Raw genomic sequence first — 23,059 nt, forward strand, 5'->3', positions numbered from 1 at the left:
ATTTTTGCAAATTAAATATAGCAATCCCTGCTATATAAATTACCGCCATTTTTTACCTTATTTGGGACGCTTCTGAATTCAAATATGTTTTTATCAGTTATTTTCGCAGGATTTGAAATGAAAGAAATAATAAATTAACTTATGTGATATAAATATCTTTAGGGGATAATTTGTAACATGTTGGTTATTTACAGTCTAAACTAGCCTTTGGGATAATAATTTGTTATATTGCGTCATATAAACATTAATTATGAACCGTAAAAATTTTTTGAAAGCTAGTGCTTTACTAGCTACCTCAACCTTTTATGTACCAAGCATGGCATCCAATTTATTGCAGTCTAAGATCAGAGTAGGTCTAATTGGCGTTAATGGCATGGGATGGGCTAATTTGAATGCTCTTCTTAAAGTAGATAACGTTGTTTGTACTGCGCTTTGTGATGTCGATGCAAACGTTTTAGCTAGAAGAAAATCAGAACTAGCTGGAAGAAATATACAAGTAAAAACTTATGAAGATCACAAAAAACTTTTAAAAGATAATGTTGTTGATCTAGTAATAATCGCTACACCAGATCATTGGCATTGTATTCAATATGTAGATGCAATCCGAGCTGGAAAACACGTATACGTTGAAAAACCGATAGGTAATTCAATCAAAGAATGTGAAGTAATGGTAGCAGCAGCGGCTAAATCAAATTGCATTGTTCAGGTTGGTCAATGGCAACGCAGTCAGCAACATTTTAGAGATGCTATGGCGTTCGTTCATTCTGGTAAATTAGGAAAAGTACGTCTGGTTAAAGCGTGGTCATATGTAGGCTGGAAAGATCCTATCATTAAAAAACCAGATACACCAGTTCCTGCAGGAGTAAATTATGACTTGTGGCTTGGTCCTGCTCAGAAAAGGAATTTCAATGAAAATCGTTTTCACTTTGAATTCCGTTGGTTTTGGGATTATGCAGGTGGATTGATGACAGATTGGGGCGTGCATTTGATTGACTTCGCTTTAATAGGAATGAAAGCTTCTGTTCCTAAATCAATTGTCGCAACTGGAGGGGTATATGCTGATCCAAATACGGCTGCGGAAACACCAGATACATTGACAGCATTGTATGAATTTGATGATTTCAATATACAGTGGGAGCACGCGCTAGGTATTGAATCAGGACCTTACAGTAGAGATCACGGCGTAGCATTTATTGGTAATAATGGAACATTGGTTGTGAATAGAGGCGGATGGGAAGTGATCCCAGATAAGAAAAAGATGGAAGCTGTACCACTTCAACCAGCTGTAGATAATGGTTTAGAATTGCATATGGTTAATTTGGTTGAAGCTATCCGTAAAAAGGATAAATCAATAATCAATGCACCAATTGAAGCTGGTAGCCATATTGCAACAATTTCTCAAATGGGTAATATAGCGTATCGTACAAGCAAAAAAATATTTTGGGATAAAGAAAAGAAAAAATTTACTGACGATGAATCAAATACATATTTAGCTGCGAAATATCACAACGGATATGCTATTCCAACAGTATAATTTTCAAACAAATAAATCTGTCTATTAGACGTTATGTTAAACATACTAAAAGAAAATATAAAAATAGTTTGCGCTTCTATTGCGTTAACTGCCTTCATGTCTTCTAATATAAACGAAATAAAAGCACAAACTAAGACCAGCAAAGAAAACTGGACTAGTTTATTTGATGGCAAAAGCCTTAAAGGTTGGAAGCCGGTAGGAGGTAAGGCTCCATATACTATTGAAAATGGAGTTATTGTAGGTACAATGACTAAAGGCACTCCAAATTCTTTTTTGATTACAGAAAAAGAATATGGAGACTTTATTTTAGAGCTTGAAATCAAATTGGAAGGCGATAAAACCAATTCCGGCGTACAAATAAGAAGTCATTATGATCCAACTGCAAATAATGGACAAGGTCGCGTATATGGTAGACAAGTGGATGTTGATCCTACACCACGTGCTTGGACAGGGGGTATATACGATGAAGCGCGCAGAGGTTGGTTGTATCCATTAGATTTAAATGAGCCTGCAAAGTCTGCATATAAAGCAGAGCAATACAATCATATCCGAATTGAATCTATTGGCGATGAGTTGAAAACATGGATAAACAATGTTCCAGCTGCATATGTGATTGATACATTGGATGCTCGTGGAATTATTGGCTTACAAGTACATAGTATTTCGCCAGATCTAGATGGAAAAAAAGTTTATTTCAAGAATATTAAAATTCAAACAAATAACTTAAAACCTAAAGCTTTTCATAAGGACAATTATGTTGTAAATCTACAGCAAAATAAGCTTAGCCAAGCTGAACAAAATTCCGGAGTAAAATTATTGTTTGATGGAAAAACTTCTACAAACTGGAGAAGTGTATATCATCAGAATTTCCCTGCAAAAGGTTGGGAAATTAAAGACGGTATCATCAAAGTGTTTAAATCCGATGGCGGAGAGGCTACAAATGGTGGTGATATTATCACAAAAGATCAATTTAGTGCATTTGATTTTTCATTTGAATTTAAATTGTCTGAAGGTGCAAATAGCGGTGTTAAATATTTCGTGACATTAAAAGAAAAAACACAAGGATCAGCCATAGGACTAGAATATCAGCTTTTGGATGATGCTAAACATCCAGATGCTAAAATGGGACGTGATGGTAATAGAACATTGGCATCATTATACGATTTGATTACATCAGATAGAAATCCGCGACCACGCAAACCGATTGGAGAGTGGAATAGGGGGCGAATAGTGGTGACCAAAGACAATACAGTAACGTATTTTCTGAATGGTTTTAAAGTGTTAAGCTTTGTGCGTGGTTCGAAAGAATTTAAGGATTTGGTAGCCATAAGTAAATATAAAGATTGGGAGAAATTTGGTGAAGCTGAAACGGGTCATATTTTGTTGCAAGATCACGGTGACGAAGTATCTTTCCGCAGTATCAAGATTAAAGAACTTTAAACCTTTTAATTTACGCTGATTATGAATCATTATATTTCAAGAAGAAATTTCATCTCACGCGCAGCATTAGCTGGAGGTGGAATAATTCTTTCCAACAGTTTACTTGGCAATATTCCTTTAGCTTCAGCTAATGAACGTGTAAATTTAGCTTGTATTGGCTTCGGTTTCCGCGGAGCGGAAATTATAAAAGACTTATATAAAACAGGACTCTGCAATATTGTAGCGTTGTGTGACGTAGATATGGGTGCAAAGCATACACAAGAAATTGCAAACATGTTTCCAAATGCAAAACGTTTTCAGGACTTCCGCAAGATGTTCGATGCAATGAGTAATGAGATCGACGCCGTTTCAATTGGTACACCTGATTTTGCACACTTTCCAATGACAATGATGGCAATGGATTTGGGCAAACATGTTTACGTAGAAAAGCCGATGGCGCATACTTTTTATGAGAATGAATTAATGATGCAGAAGGCTAATAAATTCCCAAAAGTCGTTACACAGATGGGTAATCAAGGGCATTCTGAAGCAAATTACTTTCAATTCAAAGCATGGAAAGAGGCAGGAATTATCAAGGATGTGACACGCATTGATGCGCATATGAATATGCCGCGAAGATGGCATTCATGGAATGTTAATATTAAAAATTTCCCGAATGCTGAATCAATTCCTGAGACCATGGATTGGGAACTTTGGCAGATGCATACTAAAGGGCACATGTACAATAAGGATTTTGTCAATGGGCAATGGCGCTGTTGGTATGACTTTGGAATGGGAGCGCTAGGAGACTGGGGAGCACACATTATTGATACTGCTCATGAGTTTTTAGATTTGGGTTTACCAACAGAAGTGAATGCGGTAAAATTAGATGGACATAATGCTTTCTTCTTCCCAATGTCGACTACATTAAAATTCAAATTTCCTAAGCGTAAAGGACATCCTGCACTTGACATTAATTGGTATGACGGCCTCGATAATTTGCCACCGATACCAGAGGGATACGGCGTATCTGGTTTGGATCCCAACATTCCACCGCCAAGTACCGGAAATTTAGAGCCTGCAAAATTGAATCCAGGTAAAATTATCTACAGCAAAGATTTGATTTTTAAAGGTGGATCTCATGGAAGTACGTTGCAGATTATTCCTGAAGAGAAAGCCAAAGCTTTAGCTTCGAAATTGCCCGAAGTTGCAGCTACGCCATCTAATCATTTCAAAAACTTTTTGCAAGCCTGTAAAGGACTGGAAAAAACTCGTTCACCATTTTCTATTGCTGGGCCTTTGAGTCAAGTATTTTGTTTAGGTGTTATTGCACAACGATTGAATACGAATATTCAATTTGATCCAAAAACAAAAGAGATCACAAACAATGCTTTTGCAAATGCGTTATTGGTCGGACCACCGCCAGCTAAAGGTTGGGAACAATATTATAAAGTGTAAATCTTTAGAAAGCAATATTTAAGAATTGTATTTTCAAATACGGAATTGATTATAAACATTCCGTATTTATTTTAAATATATTTGTCTTATAATTTATATTATGTTAAATAGAAAATTTCAGATCCTCTTCTGCATATTAATTTATCATCAAAATTGCATGTTTAAAACTTTAATCTTTAATTCAGGTTATAATGGTTTATTTTGTAATCTAATAAACGCAATATGTCTACGCCACAATCACAAAAAGCAAAAAAGACAATTTACTTTAGTATCATTGGAAGTTTTGGTTTAGCTTTAATCAAGTGGTTGGCTGGATTTTTTGGTAATTCATTTGCGTTGATTGCTGACGCTATTGAATCTACATCAGATATTTTTTCTTCTATTCTTGTATTATTGGGAATTAAATATTCTGAGCGACCGGCGGATCGAACACACCCATACGGTCATGGTCGTATAGAGCCGCTAATTACTTTCATTGTTGTCATATTTTTGGTGATTTCAGCCACGATTATTGCCCATAAAAGTCTTATCAATATTCAAACGCCACATGATGCACCAAAAGCTTGGACATTGATTGTATTAGGATTGATCATTGTGTGGAAAGAAATCAGCTATCAAATTGTCATGAGGCGAGCAAAATCGTTAAATAGCAGTTCTTTAAAGGCTGATGCATGGCATCATCGCAGCGATGCCATCACATCGGTAGCCGCATTTATTGGTATTTCGATGGCGTTATTACTTGGTGATGGTTATCAAGCTGCGGATGATTGGGCTGCACTATTTGCTGCTGGGTTTATTATTTACAATTGTTACCGGATTTTTAGACCTGCTTTAGGTGAGATTATGGATGAGAATCTATACGAAGATATGGTTGAAGTTATAAAGCAAAAGTCTTTAAATGTCAGTGGTTTAATCGATACAGAAAAATGTTTTGTGCGTAAAAATGGTATGTATTTTTTGGTCGATATTCACGCTATTGTTCCTGCAGAATATACAGTAAAAGAAGGCCATGATATTGCACACAAACTTAAAGATTATTTGATGGCCGAAATGCCTGAAATCTCTAATGTGTTCGTTCATATTGAGCCGTTTAATGCAATGGTGTATGAAGCCCGTATAAAATAGGATTTAGAAATATTGTGGATAAGCAAATATTCCAGGTATGCCGCCTGTATGAATGTAAAGCACCTTCTCTCCTTTTTTGATTACATTATTTTGGATGTCCATTATTAATCCTGTGAATGCCTTTGAAGTATACACTGGATCTAAGAAAATTCCTTCGTGTTTTGCTAAAAATTTGATGGTATCAATGTGATAATCCTCTGGTATACCATATGCGTTCCCTGCATATTGATTGGTTAAGTTTATATCAGAATTTAATAAAGTTACGGGCGATCCGCACAAATCAAGAGCCTCATTCGCAATTTTAAGCGTATGTGCAGCTAGTTGACCTTGATCTGGCTCTACATTATAGGCTTTTATTTTCGTTTTTACATCAGACAATACATTTGCGACGATCAAACCACCATGCGTACCTCCAGAGCCTGAGGCTGTACTGATTAAATCAAATTTCAATCCGAGTTGACTTTGCTGTTTTAATATTTCAAAATAACAATCAACGTAACCTAATGTACCAATGCCATTTGATCCGCCGATTGGTATGATGTAGGGTTTCTCTCCCTCCTTTTCAAGTATTGATTTTCGCTCATCTACAGCTTTATATGCACTTGCATTATCTTGCACTTCGTGAATGGTTGTATCTACAATGTTATTAAGAATTATATTGCCGTTTTCGAAATATGATTTTTCATTTACAGGAACAGACTTTTTAAGAAAAAGCTCAATTTCAAATCCAAACATCTTGGCGGCAATTGCCGTCATGCGTGCATGATTAGACTGTATCGCTCCGATAGTAAAAATATGAGTAGCTCCTTTCTTTTTGGCATCGCCAAGCAAATATTCCAGTTTACGAAGTTTATTTCCGCCAAAACCGACAGAAAAAAGATCATCTCGCTTAATGTAAATATCTACTCCAAGTGTCTTACTTACACGTTGCAAGTGATGTATTGGCGATGGATTTTCAATAAGTTTTACTTTAGGGTATTTTTTTAAACTAATTCTTATCATGATCAACTATTTAGAACGAAATGCTAATTTATTTATAATTCTCATATTTTTATTCAAAAGATTGCTTTTGCAAGTATTTTGTGACTTTGAAACAAAAATCGATCAAAATATATGGAATGATAACGTTAATATTGTATATTTGTTAAATTTCACAACAAAATAATACAAATCTATCAATAGAAAATGCTAAATCTTAAAAACTTTATTGATTACGTAGAAAAACAAAATCCGCATGAGCCTGAGTTTTTGCAGGCAGTAACTGAAGTCGTAGAAGATTTGATCCCATACATCAATGAACATCATCCTGAATATGCTGATCTAAAAATTTTAGAAAGATTGGTTGAACCTGAGCGTGTGGTTTCATTTCGTGTTGCATGGCTTGATGATCAAAACAATGTCCAAGTCAATCGAGGTTATCGCGTGCAAATGAATAGTGCAATAGGTCCTTATAAAGGCGGTTTGCGTTTCTCTCCTACAGTGAATCTTAGTATTTTAAAGTTTTTAGCATTTGAGCAGGTTTTTAAAAATGCCTTAACGAGTCTACCTATTGGTGGCGGTAAAGGTGGATCTAATTTCGATCCTAAAGGTAAGTCGAATAATGAAATTATGCGCTTCTGCCAAGCTTTTATGACTGAATTATACCGTCATATTGGTTCTGAAACTGATGTACCTGCTGGTGATATTGGTGTTGGTGGTCGTGAGATTGGTTATTTGTTTGGGCAATACAAAAGAATTCAAAACAATTTTACAGGTGTCTTGACAGGTAAAGGTGTGCAATGGGGCGGCTCGTATATTCGTCCAGAAGCAACGGGTTATGGATTGCTGTATTTTGTCCAAAATATCTTCGAAAATGATAACGAGATTTTAGACGGTAAAGTTGTGACAATATCAGGTGCTGGAAATGTGGCTTTTTATGCTGCGGAAAAAGCGTTGTCATTTGGTGCTAAGGTGATTACTTTGTCAAATAGTACAGGAACAATTTACGACAAAGACGGTTTCACACACGAGAAGCTTGTTCATCTTGCAAAATTAGGTCGTAATCTTTCAGAATTTCCGTTGCGCTATCCATCAGCTACATTCCATGCTGGCGAAAAGCCTTGGCAATTTGTTTGTGATATTGCTTTACCATGTGCCACACAAAATGAGTTAGATGAAGCTGATGCGTTAGAGTTGATTAAAAACGGTTGTATATGTGTTGCTGAAGGTGCGAATATGCCATCTACTGCAGAAGCAATAAAAGTGTTTCATGATGCCAAAATTGCATACGCTCCAGGTAAGGCTGCGAATGCGGGTGGTGTCGCTGTATCTGGACTAGAAATGTCTCAAAATTCTATCGGTCAACAGTGGTCTTCTTCAAAAGTGGATGATAGATTAAAAGCCATTATGGCAAATATCTACAAAACCTGTCTTCGCTATGGTAAAGAAAAGGATGGTTACATAAACTACTTGAAAGGCGCAAATCTTGGCGGGTTTATCAAAGTAGCAGAAGCTATGAAAGCACAAGGTGTATTATAAAGTATAGAGCATAATTAAATAAACCATATCAGGGAACATTCAATAGATTGTTCCCTTTTTTAATTTTTTAAGAATAGTATTTCAATAGTTGAATCGCATTAAATTTAGTTACTTTGTAACGTAATATTTAGGATAGAAAAAACATGAGAACATTAGCAGAACTGCCTCACCCCGATTGCAAGATTACAATTTTTGGTATGAACCAAAAGTACATTATTAAGTTTGAACAAGGTAATTTGGAGCAGACATATAAGATTGCCGAGGCTGATATCGTTGACGGTGTGAATGGTGTTTTTGAAATACTGGATGAAGAATTTGTAAATAAAGTTCTCCAAATTTTTATTACGATGCGTACATCATTTATCGATACATATAACAAATATAATTAAATAGAATATTTAGATTGTAAAACATAATTGATTGATTATTATGTTTTTATTTAAACAAAATACAGAAGACCAAATTATATTTGGTCTTCTTTGTTTATAGCTTTTGTATAAATATGATTTTACTGAATATATTAGTCATATAAAACATCTAAAAATCTGTATAATAATACAATATATCATCAACCGAAATATTATTCTGCGAATCTTTTTACCCATTTTGGCAATTCTATTGCAGCTGTACCATTTATAAGTTCATAATTAGAATTTAAGCCCATAGAGTTTGCATTTGGGTCAATTAATGTAATCTTACAAGTACTTGGAATATCATGTATTAAATTTGCTGCTGGATATACCTGCAGGGATGTTCCAACGACTAGCAAGATATCTGCGTCTCCGGCTATCCTACTGGCTACAGCCATATTTGGAACAGCTTCACCAAACCAAACTACGTGAGGTCTCAATGCAGAACCTAATTCACACTTGTCATCCATCGAAATTTCATCGTCTTCAATTGGGTATACTAAACGAGGGTTGCGCGAAGATTGTGCCTTTGTAATCTCTCCATGAAGATGCAAAATATTTTTACTACCAGCTCGTTCATGGAGATCGTCTATATTCTGTGTAATGATATGTACATCTGCATATTTTTCCAATTCGACTAATGCCAAATGACCCGCATTCGGCAATGCTTTGCGACACGCTGCCCTTCGTATATTATAAAATCGTTGTACTGTCTGCGGATCTCGTTGCCAAGCTTCAGGAGTAGCTACGTCTTCTATCCGATGACCTTCCCACAACCCATCCGCACCTCTGAATGTTTGCAATCCGCTTTCTGCGGAAATTCCGGCGCCTGTGAAAACAACTATTTTCTTTTTTGACATAGTATTAAAATAATAATGGTCAAAAATTAGAAATTTTCGACCATTATGCAATATGAATTGATTATTAACCTATTTTACAAAATACCGATGCTCGATAACTGTAACTTCGTCTTTTTCGCTAGCGATTTGATCTACTGCTGCTTTTATTGTACATTTTCCCGTGATACCACGATAAACCAATGCTCCGCCTAAGCCAACGCCTGATATAGCTGTAATGGGATGTTTTAATATTTGCTTTACACCAAAGCTCAGAATTAATCCCCCTGCAATTACTGAAAGTATACGCTCAGAAGTGCCTACATTCCCGTCAATACAATCTTCATCAACTTTTCTTTTAATTTTATCTATAGCATAATTTATTAGTGTGTTCATATCTTTGATTTTGTGTCCAATAGATAAACATTTAACAGGTAAGTTTGTTTGCTAAAGCATATTAATTTTTGATAATTATAACGATAATAGTATTTTAACTGCATAAAATGATTTTATGAAAGTAAAAAAGCATTCTGGCGAATTAGTTGACTTTAATCCAAATAGCCTTCGTCATTCCTTATCACGATCTGGAGCTTCTGAAAAAGAGGTTAACCAAGTGTTTGATGCGATACAGCCAAAATTGTATGATGGTATCAGTACGCGTGAAATGTATGAAATTGCATTTGATCAACTTAAGGCATGTCGAAATACATATGCAGCGCGATATAGCTTGAAAAAGGCATTACGTGATTTAGGGCCAGAAGGTTTTTATTTTGAGAAATGGGTAGCCCGTATGTTTCAGGAGGAAGGTTATAAAGCTATCACCAGCCAAACTATACAGGGTCATGCAGTAACACATGAAATCGATGTAATAGCTTTAAAAGGAAACGAATTATTAGCTATCGAATGCAAATTTAGAAATGATGTGGATGCGAAAATTTCTGTCACTACACCTATGTATTTTCTTTCACGTGTAAAAGATATTAGCAATAGACCGTATACATTTTTTAACAAAACATTACCTGTTACGCAAGGTTGGTTAGTAACCAATGCGTATTTAACATTGGATTCTAAAGCATTTGGAGAGCATTACAACATGAATTTGTTGGCTTGGGATTATCCTGCTGATAAGAGCATAAAGGTGATAGTGGATAGTAATGGTGAATATCCTATTACATGTCTGACCACTATAACATCAGAAGACAAAGCTCGATTATTAAAAGCGCAATGTATTTTGGTGAAAGATATTGTACGCGACCCAAAATTTCTTCAGGTCATTCAAACTGATAACAATAAGAAGAAAACAATACTTCTCGAAGCGCAAGAGTTGTTAGCTAGTCCTTTAGAACATTTAGATTTATAAATGTTTTGCTATATTTCATCACAATCGATGGTTTCCACTTTACTGAACAATTTTTGGAATTCTTCAAATTGAGAACCATCAAAATTAACATGAGGTAATTGATGATTAACAGCATTCCACCAGCCGTAAGTTAACACACGTTTGAAAGCTAGTTCTTGTGCTTGTTTTGACTTGCTGTTATTCACGTATTCATTCCAAATCCGTTCCGGCGAACCGTTGTTCTTCATTTGCTCCTTAGTCAAGTATTCATAAGCTTTTAGTAGCTCATCTCCTCCTTTATACAAAGCTTGGCTGTATAATTTGACAGTTTCATTATTTTGAAAATATTTCAACAAGCTTTTTTTATTGCCGTTTATAGCTTCGAATTCAACTTTTTTAATCTGATAGGTTAATTCTATAAAATTTAAGATGGAATCCTTCAGTGTTTGAAAATATGTGCTCTTAACAATATTCAAATTGCTAATTTCATCTTTTAAATTTTTATAATTATCTTCTAATTGCTTTTCCTCATCAGAATATATACTAAAATATCCTTGTGCTAATTTATAGGTGTCTCTAAGCTGATCTGAAGTGTATTTAGTACTATCATAATACCCTGTATACCGGCATAACTCGTCATCAAAATCAAATTTGGCTTCTTGTGCATTGAGTTTGGTCTGAAAAAAAACCAAACTGATTATTGTGATTTGGAAAAATATCTTACTCATATTGGGATGAACAATCTTAATGAAAATACGTTTTGAAATTAACGATTTAAATATTAAACTATATCTAAATATTTAATTTTCCATTTATAAGAGCTTCAGAATGCTGTTATTTTATGTTTCCCATATTAAAGAATAAATGTGTAATTTCGCAACATATGGAAACTGTTGTTAGCGGTATCAGAAGTACCGGAAAATTACATTTAGGAAACTACTACGGAGCATTGAGTAATTTTGTGAAAATGCAGAATGAATACAATTGCTTCTTTTTTATAGCCGACTTACATTCATTGACGACACACCCTACACCACAAGATTTGCACACTACTGTGCGTAATGTGGTGGTAGAATATTTGGCTGCTGGTATTGATCCCGAAAAATCGACGATATATATTCAATCTGATGTTCCAGAGGTAGCGGAGCTTTACCTTTATATGAATATGAATGCATATATGGGCGAGTTGGAAAGATCTACTTCTTTTAAGGACAAAGTACGTTCTAATCCAGATAATGTAAATGCGGGTTTGTTGACATATCCTGTGTTGATGGCTAGCGATATATTACTTCACCATGGTACCAAAGTTCCTGTGGGTAAAGATCAAGAGCAGCATTTAGAAATGACACGTACTTTTGGTAATAGATTCAATCACCTATACCAAGTAGATTACTTTAAAGAAGCATTTGCATTCAGCTATTCGGACAAATTAGTGAAAGTACCAGGATTGAGTGGTCAAGGTAAAATGGGAAAATCTAATGGTGAAGCAGATTGTATTTATTTATCGGATAAACCGGAAGTGATTCGTAAAAAAATTATGCGTGCGGTTTCGGATACAGGTCCTACAGAACCAAATCAAGCGAAACCTGAACCCATTCAAAATCTTTTTGATTTGATGAAAGTTGTTTCTTCGCCTGATACTGTGTCACATTTTGATGAATTGTACAATAAGTGTGAGATTCGTTACGGTGATTTCAAAAAGCAATTAGCGGAAGACATGGTTATCGCTACTGATCCAGTTCGTTCGCGCATAGAAGCTATTGCTAATGATGATGAATACATTAAAAAAGTCATCAAACTAGGTGCTGAAAAAGCGCAAGAGAGTGCCAAAAAAACAATTAAAGAGGTAAGAGAGATAATAGGACTTAAAAAACTATATTAGAAATAGATATGCATATTGCAATTGTAGGGAATATAGGAGCTGGCAAAACTACGTTAACAAAATTGTTGGCACAACATTTGAATTTTGAGCCACAGTTTGAAGCGGTGGATAATAATCCTTATTTAGAGGATTTTTACAGTGACATGAAGCGTTGGGCATTCAATCTGCAGATATTCTTTTTGAATAGTCGCTTTAGACATATTGTGGAGCAGCAGAAGAATGGAATAAATATGATTCAAGATCGTACGATCTACGAAGATGCTTACATTTTTGCGGAGAATTTATACGATATGGGTTTGATGAGTGCGCGTGATTTTGATAATTACAGCAATATTTTCCAGAGTATTATTCATTACATCAAACCTCCTGATTTATTGATTTATTTGAAAGCTTCTGTTCCGACATTGGTTAATAATATTCAAAAGCGAGGTCGTGATTACGAATCAGCTATTCGTTTGGATTATTTATCTAAATTGAATGATAAATACGACAAATGGATCAATAACTATACAGATGGTAAATTGTTGATTTTGGATAAAGATAACTTAGATTTTGCCAACAACCCAGAAGACTTGGGGTATATTAAAGAAAAGATAGACGCCGAACTATACGGATTGTTTAAATAAAAATATTTGCGTCATTTCGACCATGGGGAGAAATCTGATAAAATTAATATAATTTATTCATCCAAATTTTAGATTTCTCCTCATTCTTCATCCAAATGACGAATACTCTTCTTACTCTATTCTAAATTATTTTATTACACTAACCGAAAATCTCACTGGTGATAATGGAAAATCATTTTTATCCGTTTTGAATCGGCTAATTTCCATAATAACTTCCAAACCTTCGAATATCTCTCCGAAGATAGTATAGTCGCCATCCAATCTCGGAAGACCTCCATTTTTTAGGTATTCTTCACGTTGTTCTTCCGTAAATTTAATACCTTTTTGTGTTTCTAACTTCACCAAATCTTCCTCAGTCACTTTCTTACCAACAACAAAATAAATTTGATTCAAAAAGGAGGCCTTTTCTGGATTGTCATCTCTTCCCTGCCCTAATGCACCGATTTTATGAAATGCACGGGAATCAAACTCTCCCGCTAATCGCGGTTTTTGGCCTGTTGGGTTAGCTGCCTCTCGTTTAGCAATATCGATATCATGTTCGCCTCCTTGTACGACGAAATTTTCGATGATTCTATTGAATAATGCACTTTGGTATGTTGAATCTTGAATGGACTGTAGCATCAAATCTCGATATTTAGGTGTGAAATCATAAAGCAAAACTTTAATAGTTCCGTAATCGGTTTTAAAAGCTATTTTGCGTGATTGTGCGAAGGAATATTGACAAGTGAAAAGAATGGTAATTAGTAAAGTTAGATAGCGCATAAATCCAATTTTGATTGCTCTAAGATAGAAATTTATTGTAAGAAAATCACTCAATTGAAACTGTAAACAGCTAGGCTATAATTAAATGTGGAAATCTCCAAAAATGTGCAAAACCCGACCTACTCATTCTGTATTTTTATCCTTATTTTCGTACGTTATAACAAAAGCTAAGTGAATGGAACTAACTAAACTTGAGATCAAAGGATTTAAAAGTTTTGGTGATAAAATCACAATAAATTTTAATGAAGGCGTTACAGCAATTGTAGGGCCTAATGGCTGTGGCAAATCCAATGTGGTGGATGCGATACGTTGGGTGTTGGGTGAGCAAAGTACGAAAACATTGCGTTCGGAAAAGATGGAAAATATTATTTTCAACGGAACGAAAACGCGTAAACCAGCCAATCTTGCGGAAGTTTCTTTAACATTCAACAACAATAAAAACATTCTTCCTACGGAATTTACAACTGTGACTATCACACGTAAATTGTACCGTACAGGCGAATCTGAATACCGATTGAACGATGTGAAATGTCGTCTGAAGGACATTACGGATTTATTCTTAGATACAGGCATCGGTGCAGACACCTACTCTATCATTGAGTTGAAAATGATAGATGAAATCATTGCAAACAAAGATAATTCTCGTCGTGCATTGTTTGAGGAAGCATCAGGTATTTCAAAATATAAAGTCCGCAAGAAACAAACACTTAGCAAATTAAAAGATACAGAAGCTGATCTTTCGCGTGTCGATGATTTATTGTTTGAGATTACGAAGAATCTAAAGTCTCTGGAAAATCAAGCGAAGAAAGCAGACAAATACTTCCAATTGAAAGAAGAATACAAGCAAGCGAGTATTGGATTGGCTTATTACCGTCTGGATAGTTTTAGTTCTGATTTAAGTTCTTTGGGAGAGAAAGAAAAGGATTTGCAACAATATCTAGGAACGACATTAGAACAAATTGATGTCAAAGAAAAAGAATTACGTGCTGGTCGTGAAGAAATTCTTTCTAAGGAGAAAAGTCTATCAGCGCAGCAAAAAACGACAAACGAGTTCAATAATAAAATTCGTGCTTATGAATCGGAAAAGAAGATTAAGAACGAACGTTTGTATCATCTGAAAGAGCGTGAATCGCGTATCACAGCTGAATTTAATCTGGATAATCAGCAGCTTACAAATGTCGAATACACGCTTAAAAGACTTAACGAAGAAATTTATGAAGAGCAAGCTAAACTAGATGTTGCTCAAGATGATATTCAAAAATATAAAACCGAAGTTGAGGAACTAAAAGGCCAACAACAAACGGCAAAAAATAAATTGGATCGATTCGTACAAGAGAATAGCGAAATCCAAAATAATATTTATAAAGTAGAAAAAGACATCGCTGTTCTAAATATTCAAAAAGAATCGTTGGAGCAAGAGTCTTTGCGCAATATTTCGGATGCATCTTCTAAAGCAGAAGAATTATCGCAATTCAATATTGCCGTAGCAGACCTACAAGGAAAATTAGATGCACAGCAAGAACAATACGATGAGGCTGTACGCATTGAAAATGATTTAAATCGTCAAATCGAACAATCTGAAATTCAGTTACAGGAAACTCGAGCGTTATTGAGTAAAGAATCTCGTTTGGTAGATGCCAAACAGAATGAGTACAATTTGACAAAATCCTTGGTGGATAATTTGGAAGGCTTCCCGGAATCCATCAAATTCTTACGTAAAAATGCGGGTTGGCCTAAATCTTATCCTTTGTTTTCGGACATTTTATTCTGTCAAGAAGAATACCGTGTTGCAATTGAGAACTACTTGGAGTACGTTATGAATCATTATGTAGTGGATTCAAAACAAGATGCTGTGCAAGCAATTCAGTTGTTAAGTGATGCATCACGTGGTCGCGCTAACTTCTTTGTATTAGAGTCTGTTATAGATAAAAAATCAAGCAATTTCATAGTTCCAGAAAATATGATTCCTGCCATGCAGGTTATCAAAGTGGATAAGAAATACGAGAAACTTTGTTTGCAATTATTAAACAATGTTTACTTGTTGAAGTCGGATGACCCTAAAGCTTTGGATGCTGAGTTGCCACATGAAGATTTGATAATTCTGCATCATGAAGGAAAATTCAGTAAACACAAATTAGGTTTTAGTGGTGGTTCTGTAGGCTTATTCGAAGGTAAACGTATTGGCCGCGCTAAGAATTTGGAAAATCTTGCCAAAGAAATTAAGGATCTTAATGCGCTTATCGCTGATTTACAACATACAGAAGCCGAATTAGTCGATAAAATAGCTTCACTTAAATTGCAATCGCAAAAGGAAATCATTGATGAAATACGCATTCAATTGGCTCGAATTCAGAATGAATGGACCTCAGTGAAAACCAAACAAGAGCAATACCAAGCATTTATTTCTAATTCTCAAAATCGCAAGCAAGATATTGAAAAACGTCTAGCAGAGATTGCTGCTGAATTGACGAAAGCTGAACCAGAATTAAAAATTCTAAAGGTGGAAGTTGACGAGCGTCAAAAACAATTGGCGGACTTCCAAGCTGCTTATCAAGAATTGAACGAGATTGTTCAAGAGAAATCTACGGCTTACAATCAGGAAAATATTCGTCTTCATCAGCAGCAAAATAAAGTCGCGGGTATCCAGAAAGATTTGGAATACCGTGAAAGTCAAAAAGAGGCTTTAGAATTACGTATCAATAAAAATAACGCCGAGATGGAACAAATCAAGGTGGATATGAAAGATGCACTAACTTTCACGGATAATAACGATGAAGACTTAAAAGAACTTTATGAACAGCGTGAAGCACTTGAAAAAGCACTTCATGATATGGAAGAAGAATTCTACGCCTTCCGTAAGCGTCTGAATGATTTGGAAGAAGAAGTAGCAAATTTACGTAAATCAAAAGACCAATTGGATTTCTTGATTACCGAGGTAAAAGACAAGAAAACGACTTTACAAATTGATTTAAACTCATTGAAGGAACGCCTTTCTGTAGAATTTAATATTAATATCAAAGAGTTGCTAGAAAGCGAATTGCCTGAAATCGAACAAACGCAAGAAGAATTAGGGTCGCAATGTACGCGACTCAAAAAGCAATTGGATGAATTCGGCACAATCAATCCAATGGCGAAAGAAGCATATGATGAAATCACACAGCGTTATGATTTCATCAACAAAGAGAAAAATGACTTATTGGAAGCCAAAGCAACGTTGATGTCTACGATCGATGAAATTGATGGCAGTGCAAACGAGAAATTTATGTATGCTTTCAATACTGTTCGCGAGAACTTTATTAAAGTATTCCGTTCCTTATTTAATGAAGAAGATAGCTGTGATTTGATACTTTCTGATCCTTCAAATCCTTTGGATTCGGATATTGACATTATCGCAAGACCAAAAGGAAAACGTCCTTTGTCCATCAATCAGCTTTCGGGTGGAGAGAAGACATTGACCTCTACTGCCCTATTATTTTCATTGTATCTCCTTAAACCAGCACCATTCTGTGTGTTCGATGAGGTAGACGCACCATTGGATGATACAAATATTGACAAGTTTAATAATATCATTAAGCAGTTTTCGGGTCAATCTCAGTTTATTGTGGTTTCACATAATAAACGTACTATCGCGAGTACAGACATTATTTATGGAGTGACGATGGTAGAGCAAGGTATCTCACGTGTGGTACCAGTTGATCTACGGGAAGTCGCTTAGTTATTAATAAATTACATGATTTATTAAAAGCCTCTGATGTTTATAACAGAGGCTTTATTTTTTTAGAAAAAGGGTTAAATTATGTTAAAGCACAAACCATATGCCGACTTGTGTTGTTGTTTTTATATCACTAACATATAATAACTATGGATAAATTGAAAAAATTTGAATTGATGGCTAAAATTACGCGTGAGCTGGAAGATGTTAGAAATAGCCAACAAGCAGTTTTAGAAAAAATTGGTAAAATTGAAGTGGATAATATAGAATTGGGCGATAAATTAATTGAAAGCAAGATTCCGGATATTTATTCCAGAACTGCCCAGAACTCCGACGCTATCAAAGAAATACTTGAAGAATTTGAACGTAAAACCGAAGAATACGGTGAAAAAAACAACGTAGAGAAACTGAAAGAACAGCAAGAAATAAACAATCTTAAATAACAAAGGCGATCCTAGGATCGCCTTTTCTCATAGGTAGAATTGAAAGTTTACCAAATAAGAATTCTTTGTTCCTTTGGAACGTATAATTTATCACCTTCTTTTGTACCGAAAGCTTCATGGAATGCGTCCAAATTAATAATTGGTGCGAAAGCTCTGTATTGCGCAGGTGAATGTGGATCGGTTTTTACTTGATTAATTACAAACGCATCTGTTGTTTTCGTACGCCAAATCGTTGCCCAAGACAGGAAGAACCGTTGTTCTGGGGTAAAACCATCAATCATACTTGGATTACCTTTATCTTGCAAGTACATTTTCAAAGCGTCAAAAGCTACTGAAGAACCACCCAAATCACCGATGTTTTCACCCAAAGTGAAACGGCCATTTACGAATACACCTGGTACTGGTTCATATTTTTCGAATTGCGCCACTAAAGCATTAGCAGCTGCCTCAAATTTAGTACGATCTTCTTCAGTCCACCAGTTATTCAAGTTTCCATCACCATCGTATTGAGAACCTGAGTCATCAAAACCATGCGATAATTCGTGACCAATTACAGCACCGATACCACCGAAATTGACTGCTGCGTCTGCGCGGTAATCATAGAAAGGAGCTTGAAGTATAGCTGCTGGAAATACGATCTCGTTGTTTAGTGGGCTATAATACGCATTTACCGTCTGAGGAGACATTCCCCACTCCTCTTTGTCTACAGGTTGTCCTTGCTTAGCGAGATTCTGCTCAAATCTCCATTTGTTGATTGCACTAATATTTTCGTACAATGAAGTACCAACGGCCAATTGTGAATAATCTTTCCATTTGTCTGGATAACCGATTTTTACAGTAAACTTAGATAATTTGTCCAAAGCGCGTTCTTTCGTAACTGGAGACATCCATTCTAAGTTCTTGATGTGCATCTCAAACGATTTGATTAGGTATTTAACTAATTCTTCGCATGTTGCTTTGGCTTCTTCAGGGAAATGTTTTTCTACATATAATTTACCTAGCAATTCGCCGACATTACCATTTACAAACTCTAAACCACGCTTATCCAAACTTCTTTGTTCTGCTTGACCTCTTAATTTGCGGCCATAGAAGTCAAAAGATAATTTATCAAGTTCTTCTGTCAAATAGGAAGTTGCACCATTTACTACATGGAATTTCAAATAATCTTTGATGACAGGAACATTTTTCTCTGTTAAGATTTGATCAAGATTTTGGAAATATTTTAATTCTCCTATGATTACAGTATCCGCTTTAAAGCCTACTTCTTTTAAGAATCCAGCTACATCTACGTTTTTGACTAATTTATTTAAATCAGATACAGCTACCGGATTATAACGCTTTTGTGCATCACGAGATTCTTCTACTGTTTTCAAATTTGCAGCAATCGCTTTCTCAAAAGCTATAACTTTTGATCCTTTTAAGTCCTTCGTTTTTGGATCTACTTTTCCGTAAAGTGTATTGATGAATTCAGAATAATCAGCTAATGTTTTTCTATTTGCCTCATCGTCTTTTTGGTAATAAGTACGACCAAGTCCTAATGAACCACCACCTAGATAAACTGTATTAATTTTTGAATTTTTCAGATGCGTACCTACATAACCACCATAGAAAGGATTTCCGCCTTCACGTCCATATTTTGAGAAATACGCCGTTAGATCCTTTAAATTTTTAATGGCATTAATATCTGACAATCTTTGTTGAATTGGCTTTAAAGCAACTTTATTACGCGTTTCGAAGTCAACATATGATTTGTACAAATCGGCAATTTTTTGGCCATCCGAACCTTTTGCTTGCGTTTCATTTAATGCTGATTTCAAAATTTCCAATACAGCCAAATCTGTATTTTCACGCAATTCGTCGAATGATCCCCAACGTGCTTTGTCTGAAGGAATTTGAACTGTTTTCATCCAATTTCCGTTGACATAATTGTAAAAATCGTCTTGCGGGCGTACAGACTGATCCATAAATGTTTTATTTATGGCTTTGTACTCTTGGGCAAAAATAAAATTTGATGACAGCAAGGCTGCTGTCAAAACAAAAATTTTCTTCATCTTTATAAGCTTATTTTAAATGATGTAAATGTTATGCAAACATAATTATTTACAGCTTGAATAAAAAGTAACTATTTTGTGTATGTATTTGGAAATTGGCGAAAAAACGTATTTTATTCATATCAAAACCGACATCGATTCAATCATTCTTAAAAAGATCGAGCACGAAATTGTGCATCTGGATGTTCCTGCAAGAATTCCTCAAGAGAATCTAATTGTATACATTAAACAAGAATTACCGAAGTTAATTTCAGCACACAAAAAATCTTTAAATACTTCCCTTACCCAGATATCTCTGTTTGATAAGATATACCCAATCAAAATAGAACCAATATTGTCAGCCCATATAAAAAATGAAATTTTATATGGTAATAAGAAGCATTTCAGCACGGCAACAAATCTTGAAAAATTAAAATTTACCCTATTACTAAACTTTATTAACTCAAAATTGTCTTATCTAGAAGAAGATTTGAATTTAATTCTTCCTGAAACTAATCTTAAAAAACTAAAAACAAAATATTATTCAATTTGTCATACAAACGGATACATTACCTATTCAAAAACATTAATTGACAAATCGAAAGATTTTATCACCTATGTCGTAATACGAGCTGTGGGAATTTTTTTAAGATGTTCGGAAGAACAAATTGATGATTTGATAAACAAATATGTTTCAAACCCGAAACATTTCGAAAGAGTATTTAAATATGAGCAGTGACCTAACAATAGAAATAAGCCCGACTAACGCAGAGGAATTAGCGCAAAATTCTCAGTTGATTATGAGCCATTTAACTGAGGATAGTTTACAGAAGATTCGTGAATATATTTTAGATAATTTGGATAGTCTGGACGGTGGTCCATCAATTATGAACCTTAGTGTGATTAATCTCAATTATAATTCTGATACAAAGAAAGGATCATTTAGATTGAAATTTCAGATTGACCGCCAATATTGTTGTTCGGATTTGCAAGCCTGCGCCAATGATTATTTAGATTTCGATTTCAGTACGAAAGATGACAAACTAGTAGCACGTGCAGCATATTTTGATTGGAGCTTAACAAATTAGCCTATGTGGAGTCAGCCCTACCGATATAAAATTAATGAATCATCGTTTGCACACTATTGGAATGAAGGTGTAGGCGTAGAACTGCTTCAAAAATTAGGATATGTTCCTGATATCGCAATTGCAGAAAAACTTATTCCCTTTCTCTACGAATGGGACAGACATGGCGACCAATTGGTACTTGATCTTCATGATAAGAAAGGATTTGTTCAGGGTAATAATTCACTTTCTTCTTATTTGAATCATGAACAACTGCCATCCGAGGAAAAGCTAATTTGGGATGAATTCTTCGCAAAGATTGACATTGTACCTAATTGGTTAGATCTAGAGAAATTAAAATTTGGTGCTGAACTTTCTCGACGCGCCGGTCTTTCAGCTTTGATAGTTTTGCGGGATTATTGCCTTATGGGCGGCTATGAATCAGCAGCTATCAATAAGCCATTAATCTATACAGGGGCTTTAAAAAAAGGTGCTGTCAAAAGGCTAAATGACACTGTCAATTTTTGGGTAAATATTACCAAAGAAGGTGGATTAAAACAAAACTCAGAAGGATTTCGCCAGATATTTTTGACTCGTTGTATCCATTCTTATTCGCGCATTAACATTTTAAAGCGTACAGATTGGGATTCTAATAAATGGGGTATTCCGTTGAATACCTGGGATATGCTGGCTACAAATCTGGGGTTCTCATTGGTGTTCTTAGTTGGGTTACGTAAAATCGGAATTCAGCCTTCTTCAAAAGAAGTGGATGGATTATTTCACTTTTGGAAATATGTCGGTTACTTGCTAGGAATTCCTTTAGCATTGTTGCCCGAAAATGAAAATGAAGCCATTGAAGCACTTTATCTTTGGACAATGACGCAAAGAGAAGGCGACGAAGATAGCAGATCCTTAGCTGATGCACTTAAAGAAGAGCCTGTACTAGCACATTATCCCAAAAATAAATTAATGCGCTTGATGATGCGTGAAGTACATTTGTTTTATAATAATTTCTTGTTGGGTGAATATTCTTGTAAACTTTTAGGATTATCAAATACAAAGATCGGACGATTTGGCTTGGTTAATATATGGAAAACAAGACAAAATGAACGAACTATTGTTGACGAGGAAACTCGTTTGCAATCTATACATTCGGGTGGCGAAGAACAAGAAAGAGTGCGTATGATTTACCAAGAATTTAACAATAGTCAGAGTAATCCTTCATCTCTAAAACTATAATAAGCTGTAACAGTAAAAAAAATATGGTCATTCACCTTGATGTCCATTATTTTTGCTGCATCATTGATTTTATTAGTCAATAGTTTATCTGCTTGGCTAGGTTGAAGTGTGCCAGAAGGGTGATTGTGAATTAGTATCATCGAATTTGCTTTTGAATGTAAAGCGTGACGTAGAATAATACGTACATCAACAGGCGTAAAATCATTTCCTCCGCGTCCGATTAATTGCGTATCCAATACCTTACAACCTGTATTTAGATAAAGTACCCAAAATTCCTCGTGCGGAATATCTTGCAAGTTAGCTCTAAAATATTCGTATACACGTTTGCTACTATTCAGTACGGGAACATCAACGACTTGCTCATCTCTCCTACGCCGCCCCAATTCAAGTGCTGCAATGATTGTTATGGCTTTCGCTTCACCAATTCCCCTGTAGACACATAAATCATTAACTTCTTTCTTGGACAAGGCATTCAAATTGTTATTCACATCCTTGAGTATGCGGCGACAAAGCTCAACTGCAGTTTCAGTTGTTGAGCCCGAACCTATAAGAATTGCTAACAACTCTGCATCAGTAAGTGCCCTCCTGCCTTGCTCCATTAATTTCTCTCTCGGGCGATCGGATTCTGCCCATTCGCGGATAACTAATTTTTCCATTTTATAG

Annotated in this window: 21 protein-coding genes; 14 read left to right on the forward strand and 7 right to left on the reverse strand. The window is 35.3% G+C overall.

All coding sequences use genetic code 11. The features are described 5' to 3' along the window. The first annotated feature begins 250 nt into the window (after positions 1-250). From GOQ16_RS10000 to GOQ16_RS10015, 4 genes are all read left to right on the forward strand, one after another. Complete coding sequence (locus tag GOQ16_RS10000; protein WP_160069144.1) at positions 251-1,534, forward strand: Gfo/Idh/MocA family protein; 1,284 nt, start codon at positions 251-253, stop codon at positions 1,532-1,534. Positions 1,535-1,630: 96 nt separating this feature from the next. Next, entirely contained in the window at positions 1,631-2,974 is a 1,344-nt protein-coding gene (locus GOQ16_RS10005) for a 3-keto-disaccharide hydrolase (protein ID WP_160069145.1), read from the forward strand. A 21-nt stretch (positions 2,975-2,995) separates the two neighbouring features. Further along, on the forward strand, positions 2,996-4,411 hold the full coding sequence (locus GOQ16_RS10010; protein ID WP_160069146.1) for a Gfo/Idh/MocA family oxidoreductase: 1,416 nt from the start codon (positions 2,996-2,998) through the stop codon (positions 4,409-4,411). A 222-nt stretch (positions 4,412-4,633) separates the two neighbouring features. Continuing rightward, complete coding sequence (locus GOQ16_RS10015; protein WP_160069147.1) at positions 4,634-5,536, forward strand: cation diffusion facilitator family transporter; 903 nt, start codon at positions 4,634-4,636, stop codon at positions 5,534-5,536. A gap of 3 nt (positions 5,537-5,539) precedes the next feature. On the opposite strand, the gene GOQ16_RS10020 is transcribed toward GOQ16_RS10015, so the two are convergent. After that, positions 5,540-6,538 (reverse strand): D-cysteine desulfhydrase family protein, encoded by a 999-nt coding sequence (locus GOQ16_RS10020; protein ID WP_160069148.1) that lies wholly within the window; start codon positions 6,536-6,538, stop codon positions 5,540-5,542. Positions 6,539-6,721: 183 nt separating this feature from the next. Here GOQ16_RS10020 and gdhA point away from each other — a divergent pair, with 183 nt between their 5' ends. Beyond that, complete coding sequence (gene gdhA / locus GOQ16_RS10025) at positions 6,722-8,053, forward strand: NADP-specific glutamate dehydrogenase (RefSeq protein ID WP_160069149.1); 1,332 nt, start codon at positions 6,722-6,724, stop codon at positions 8,051-8,053. 143 nt (positions 8,054-8,196) lie between these two features. Continuing rightward, entirely contained in the window at positions 8,197-8,442 is a 246-nt protein-coding gene (locus GOQ16_RS10030; protein ID WP_160069150.1) for a hypothetical protein, read from the forward strand. A gap of 191 nt (positions 8,443-8,633) precedes the next feature. On the opposite strand, the gene GOQ16_RS10035 is transcribed toward GOQ16_RS10030, so the two are convergent. Both GOQ16_RS10035 and GOQ16_RS10040 read right to left on the reverse strand, forming a co-directional pair. Beyond that, positions 8,634-9,323, reverse strand: a complete 690-nt coding sequence (locus GOQ16_RS10035) for an SIR2 family NAD-dependent protein deacylase (protein ID WP_160069151.1) — start codon at positions 9,321-9,323, stop codon at positions 8,634-8,636. A 69-nt stretch (positions 9,324-9,392) separates the two neighbouring features. Further along, the gene (locus tag GOQ16_RS10040; RefSeq protein WP_149914138.1) at positions 9,393-9,695 is read right to left on the reverse strand and encodes a YgaP family membrane protein; all 303 of its coding nucleotides are present in this window, start codon (positions 9,693-9,695) and stop codon (positions 9,393-9,395) included. Positions 9,696-9,810: 115 nt separating this feature from the next. Here GOQ16_RS10040 and GOQ16_RS10045 point away from each other — a divergent pair, with 115 nt between their 5' ends. Further along, positions 9,811-10,659: an ATP cone domain-containing protein gene (locus GOQ16_RS10045; protein ID WP_160069152.1), complete on the forward strand. Its 849-nt coding sequence runs from the start codon at positions 9,811-9,813 to the stop codon at positions 10,657-10,659. Positions 10,660-10,667: 8 nt separating this feature from the next. On the opposite strand, the gene GOQ16_RS10050 is transcribed toward GOQ16_RS10045, so the two are convergent. Further along, positions 10,668-11,366, reverse strand: coding sequence for a hypothetical protein (locus GOQ16_RS10050; RefSeq protein WP_160069153.1), 699 nt, complete (start codon positions 11,364-11,366; stop codon positions 10,668-10,670). Positions 11,367-11,521: 155 nt separating this feature from the next. On the opposite strand from GOQ16_RS10050, the gene trpS reads away from it, so the two are divergent. Together trpS and GOQ16_RS10060 are read left to right on the forward strand one after the other, a co-directional pair. Next, positions 11,522-12,520: a tryptophan--tRNA ligase gene (gene trpS, locus GOQ16_RS10055; RefSeq protein WP_160069154.1), complete on the forward strand. Its 999-nt coding sequence runs from the start codon at positions 11,522-11,524 to the stop codon at positions 12,518-12,520. 8 nt (positions 12,521-12,528) lie between these two features. Beyond that, positions 12,529-13,146: a deoxynucleoside kinase gene (locus GOQ16_RS10060; protein ID WP_160069155.1), complete on the forward strand. Its 618-nt coding sequence runs from the start codon at positions 12,529-12,531 to the stop codon at positions 13,144-13,146. A gap of 126 nt (positions 13,147-13,272) precedes the next feature. On the opposite strand, the gene GOQ16_RS10065 is transcribed toward GOQ16_RS10060, so the two are convergent. After that, positions 13,273-13,908, reverse strand: a complete 636-nt coding sequence (locus GOQ16_RS10065) for a peptidylprolyl isomerase (RefSeq protein WP_160069156.1) — start codon at positions 13,906-13,908, stop codon at positions 13,273-13,275. Between the two features lie 175 nt (positions 13,909-14,083). On the opposite strand from GOQ16_RS10065, the gene smc reads away from it, so the two are divergent. Both smc and GOQ16_RS10075 read left to right on the forward strand, forming a co-directional pair. Next, positions 14,084-17,623, forward strand: a complete 3,540-nt coding sequence (gene smc, locus GOQ16_RS10070; RefSeq protein ID WP_160069157.1) for a chromosome segregation protein SMC — start codon at positions 14,084-14,086, stop codon at positions 17,621-17,623. A 146-nt stretch (positions 17,624-17,769) separates the two neighbouring features. Next, complete coding sequence (locus GOQ16_RS10075; protein ID WP_160069158.1) at positions 17,770-18,063, forward strand: hypothetical protein; 294 nt, start codon at positions 17,770-17,772, stop codon at positions 18,061-18,063. Between the two features lie 47 nt (positions 18,064-18,110). On the opposite strand, the gene GOQ16_RS10080 is transcribed toward GOQ16_RS10075, so the two are convergent. Beyond that, on the reverse strand, positions 18,111-20,114 hold the full coding sequence (locus tag GOQ16_RS10080; protein WP_160069159.1) for a M13 family metallopeptidase: 2,004 nt from the start codon (positions 20,112-20,114) through the stop codon (positions 18,111-18,113). Positions 20,115-20,196: 82 nt separating this feature from the next. On the opposite strand from GOQ16_RS10080, the gene GOQ16_RS10085 reads away from it, so the two are divergent. Genes GOQ16_RS10085 through GOQ16_RS10095 form a run of 3 tightly spaced genes read left to right on the forward strand, consistent with a single transcriptional unit; the run spans position 20,197 to position 22,396 of the window. Continuing rightward, positions 20,197-20,832, forward strand: a complete 636-nt coding sequence (locus GOQ16_RS10085) for a YgjP-like metallopeptidase domain-containing protein (RefSeq protein ID WP_160069160.1) — start codon at positions 20,197-20,199, stop codon at positions 20,830-20,832. Continuing rightward, positions 20,822-21,181, forward strand: a complete 360-nt coding sequence (locus tag GOQ16_RS10090; protein WP_160069161.1) for a hypothetical protein — start codon at positions 20,822-20,824, stop codon at positions 21,179-21,181. The genes GOQ16_RS10085 and GOQ16_RS10090 overlap by 11 nt, the downstream gene beginning before the upstream one ends. Before the next feature lie 3 nt (positions 21,182-21,184). Beyond that, entirely contained in the window at positions 21,185-22,396 is a 1,212-nt protein-coding gene (locus tag GOQ16_RS10095) for an oxygenase MpaB family protein (RefSeq protein ID WP_160069162.1), read from the forward strand. Here GOQ16_RS10095 and radC read toward each other — a convergent pair. Continuing rightward, positions 22,366-23,052 (reverse strand): RadC family protein, encoded by a 687-nt coding sequence (radC, locus tag GOQ16_RS10100; RefSeq protein WP_160069163.1) that lies wholly within the window; start codon positions 23,050-23,052, stop codon positions 22,366-22,368. The two genes, GOQ16_RS10095 and radC, sit on opposite strands and share 31 nt — an antisense overlap. Positions 23,053-23,059 lie beyond the last annotated feature (7 nt).

This window comes from Sphingobacterium bovisgrunnientis (genome assembly GCF_009829085.1).
GTDB classification, from domain to species: domain Bacteria; phylum Bacteroidota; class Bacteroidia; order Sphingobacteriales; family Sphingobacteriaceae; genus Sphingobacterium; species Sphingobacterium bovisgrunnientis.